The sequence below is a fragment of the Cellulomonas sp. P5_C6 genome, from assembly GCF_054049635.1.
Genome location: NZ_JBFULZ010000292.1, coordinates 1 through 3,316, shown reverse-complemented (window position 1 = coordinate 3,316; position 3,316 = coordinate 1). Strand labels below are relative to the sequence as shown.

3 protein-coding genes and 1 pseudogene are annotated in these 3,316 nt (G+C 73.3%); 2 read left to right on the top strand and 2 right to left on the bottom strand.

The features are described from left to right. Positions 1-181: 181 nt before the first annotated feature. Entirely contained in the window at positions 182-973 is a 792-nt protein-coding gene (locus ACXJKG_RS20265; protein ID WP_456847521.1) for an exodeoxyribonuclease III, read from the bottom strand. A 125-nt stretch (positions 974-1,098) separates the two neighbouring features. Between ACXJKG_RS20265 and ACXJKG_RS20260 the strand changes: the two genes are divergently transcribed. Then, positions 1,099-1,854, top strand: coding sequence for an SDR family NAD(P)-dependent oxidoreductase (locus ACXJKG_RS20260; protein WP_456847520.1), 756 nt, complete (start codon positions 1,099-1,101; stop codon positions 1,852-1,854). Between the two features lie 261 nt (positions 1,855-2,115). Here ACXJKG_RS20260 and ACXJKG_RS20255 read toward each other — a convergent pair whose 3' ends face one another. Then, positions 2,116-2,700 (bottom strand): TetR/AcrR family transcriptional regulator, encoded by a 585-nt coding sequence (locus tag ACXJKG_RS20255; RefSeq protein WP_456847522.1) that lies wholly within the window; start codon positions 2,698-2,700, stop codon positions 2,116-2,118. Between the two features lie 77 nt (positions 2,701-2,777). Between ACXJKG_RS20255 and ACXJKG_RS20250 the strand changes: the two are divergent. Further along, positions 2,778-3,316, top strand: a pseudogene (locus tag ACXJKG_RS20250) (MMPL family transporter); the annotation flags it as partial.

The window sequence follows — 3,316 nt, the reverse complement described above, 5'->3', positions numbered from 1 at the left end:
GTCCGGCGCCGTCGGCGTCGGGCTGCCGTCGGGCGGCGGCACGGGCGCGGCGGTCGCCGGGTCCGGGACGGCGTAGGGGTCGGGAACCGGAGCCGGCCCCCCAGGCTCGTTGCTCATGCGCGCAACCTAGCCCACCGCACCCGCGAGCCGATCGGTCTTTCCACCGACATCACCCGCGCGCTCAGTCCGCGATCTCGAGCACGACCGGCACGTGGTCGGACGGCGCCTTGCCCTTGCGCTCGTTGCGCTCGATGGACACCCCGGTGACCCGGGCGGCCAGCGCCGGCGTCGCGTAGGTCAGGTCGATGCGCATGCCCTCGTTCCGGGGGAACCGCAGCTGCTGGTAGTCCCAGTAGGTGTACGTGTGCTCGGCCGGGAGGTGGACGCGGGAGACCTCGGTGTAGCCGGCGCCGGCGATGGCGGTGAACGCCTCGCGCTCGGCGGGCGTCACGTGGGTGCGACCGGCGAAGCGGTTGATGTCCCAGACGTCGGTGTCCAGGGGGGCGATGTTCCAGTCGCCGACCAGCGCCACCTGCGCCGCGGGGTCGGCATCGAGCCAGCCCGCCGCGGCGTCCCGCAGCCGGCCGAGCCAGTCGAGCTTGTAGGCGTAGTGCGGGTCCTCGATCTCCCGACCGTTCGGCACGTACAGGCTCCACACCCGCACGCCGCCGCACGTCGCACCCAGCGCCCGCGCCTCGGCCGCCGCCGGGTCGCCCCACGTCGGCATGCCCGGGAAGCCGACCTCGACGTCCTCGATGCCGACCTTGGAGACGATGGCGACGCCGTTCCACTGGCTGAACCCGCTGGTCACCACCTCGTAGCCGAGCGCCTCGAAGCCCTCGCGCGGGAACTGCTCGTCCTTGCACTTGGTCTCCTGCAGCGCCAGGACGTCGACCCCCGTCCGCTCCAGGAAGGCCAGTGCACGGTCGGTGCGGGCGCGGATCGAGTTGATGTTCCAGGAGGCCAGACGCATGGGGCAGGACGCTACCCGGCGTCACCGACAGCCGGGACCTGGATGAATTCGGGCATGTGGGTGTTGAAGGGGAGGAACCGCTCCCGTACGGTGCGCAACAAACACCAGCCACGGGAGGTCGGGAGTTGGAGGACGCGCTCACGGGCCGTCGCGCGCTCGTCACCGGTGGTGCCTCCGGGGTCGGGCGTGCCGTCGCGCTCGCGCTGGCCCGGGCGGGCGCCGACGTCGCGATCACCTACCTGTCGCACGACCCGTCGGACGTCGTCGCCGAGATCAAGGACGAGGGCCGCACCGCCGCCTCCTTCCAGGTCGACCTGCGCCGCAGCTGGGACGTCGACAAGGCGATCAGCGACGCGGCCTCGATGCTGGGCGGCGGCATCGACATCCTGGTCAACAACGTGGGCGGACCCGTCGAGCGCCGCAGCGTCTCGGCGATGGACGACGCCCACTGGCACAACGTGCTGGACCTCAACCTCTCGACCGCGTTCTACGCCAGCCGTGCCGCGCTCGCGGTGATGCCCGACGGCGGCCGGATCATCACGATCGGCGCCCAGGCGGCCCGCAGCGGCGGCGGGACCGGGATGGTCGCCTACTCGACCGCCAAGGCCGCGCTCGAGGGCTTCAGCCGGGCGCTCGCCCGCGAGCTCGGGCCGCGCCGCATCACCGTGAACGTCGTCGCGCCGGGCTTCGTCGCCGGCACCCCGCTGCACGCCACGCACACCCCCGAGCCCGCGCAGCGCGCCGCCGTCGCCGCCTCGCCCCTGAGCCGGGCGGGGACCGCCGACGACGTCGCCGAGGCCGTCGTCTACCTCGCCTCGGAGGGCGCCTCGTTCGTCACGGGCACGGTCCTCGACGTCAACGGCGGCGCCCACTTCAGCTGACGCCGCGACCGCCGCGCCCTTGCGTCCGCACATCCGGTCGCCGGGACGCTCGAATCCGCGGACGTCGGCGCTCGGCCTCCCGTTGCGTCCGCACATCCGGTCGCCGGGGCGCTCGAACCCGCGGACGTCCGCACTCGTGGGGGTCAGAGCCCAACTGAGCGCGGACGTTGCGGGGCTGACCAACCGGACGTCCGCACTCGTGGGGGTCTGGGCCCGACTGAGCGCGGACGTTGCGGGGGTGGGACAGAAGAGGGCGGGCGCTCAGGGCTCCGTCGGCCAGCCGCTGACCGCCGACCACGCCCACGACGCGACCTCCTCCGGCGGGGGCAACGGGTCGCGCTCGAGCCACGCGACCAGCACCCCGATGACGGACCCGGCCAGCGCGGCGGCGGCGATCGGCAACGGCATCGTCGAGAGCGCGGCCGGCCGCCCGTGCAGCGCCAGCCCCTCGAGCGCGAGCGCCCCGATGCGCCGGCGKAGGCGCGTGACGGCGACGGGGGAGCCGTGCTCGCCCAGGGCGCTGCGGTACAGGGCGACGTTCTCGGCGACGTGGGTGGCGTACCGGACCAGCACCTCGGGTGTCTCGCCGTCGGCCGTCCCCGGGCGGATCTGGGTCAGGTCGGCGCCGACCAGGGCGGCCTGAGCGTCGAGGGCGTCGGCCAGGAGCGTGTCGGTGTCGGGGTAGTGCTGGTAGAACGTGCTGCGGTTGACGGTCGCGCGGTCGGCGACGTCGGCGACCGAGATCTCGTCGAGACTGCGTTCCCGTGCGAGCGAGAGCAGGGCATCCTGGAGCAGTCGGCGCGTGCGCAGGACCCTGGGGTCCACCCGGGGGCCCTCGTCCTGCATCGTCACCCTTCCCATGATGCCACCCCGGCTATCCAACATCTGTCGTATATCCTGCGCACGTCGACCGAGGAGTGAACATGGCACGCGTGCTGGACCGTCTGGGCCGGGGAAGTTTCCGCCACCGCTGGATCGTGCTGGTCACCTGGCTGGTGATCCTGACCGTCGCCGGCTTCGGCGCGGTCGCGTCAGGGCTCAACCTGTCGAACACGTTCTCGATCCCGGGCACGGAGTCCGACAAGGCGCAGGCGCTCGTCGCCGAGCGGCTGGGGGACCAGGCCGCGGGCGTCGGTGGCAACAACGCGGCGGACGCGCAGGACACGTCGAAGCCGGCGAGCTCGCGCGTCGTCGTCGGTGCGCCCGAGGGTGAGTCGTTCCTCACCGGTACGGGCGTCCAGGACGTCATGACCGCGCTGGCGCCCGTGGCGGAGGCCGAGGACGTGGCCGGCCTGTCCGACCCCGTGGCCAGCCAGGCCGTCGCCCCCGACGGCAGCGTCATGTACGTCGACGTGCAGTTCACGGTGCCGGCCGACGAGGTGCCGGCCGCCACGACGGACGCCCTCGAGAGCGCCAAGACGAGCCTCGAGGCCAACGGCTACGAGGTCGCCCTGGCGGGTGG

What these genes read in the sequence shown, in the direction of transcription:
- ACXJKG_RS20265 (WP_456847521.1), bottom strand. Translation starts at nt 973, where the DNA reads ATGCGTCTGGCCTCCTGGAACATCAACTCGATCCGCGCCCGCACCGAC.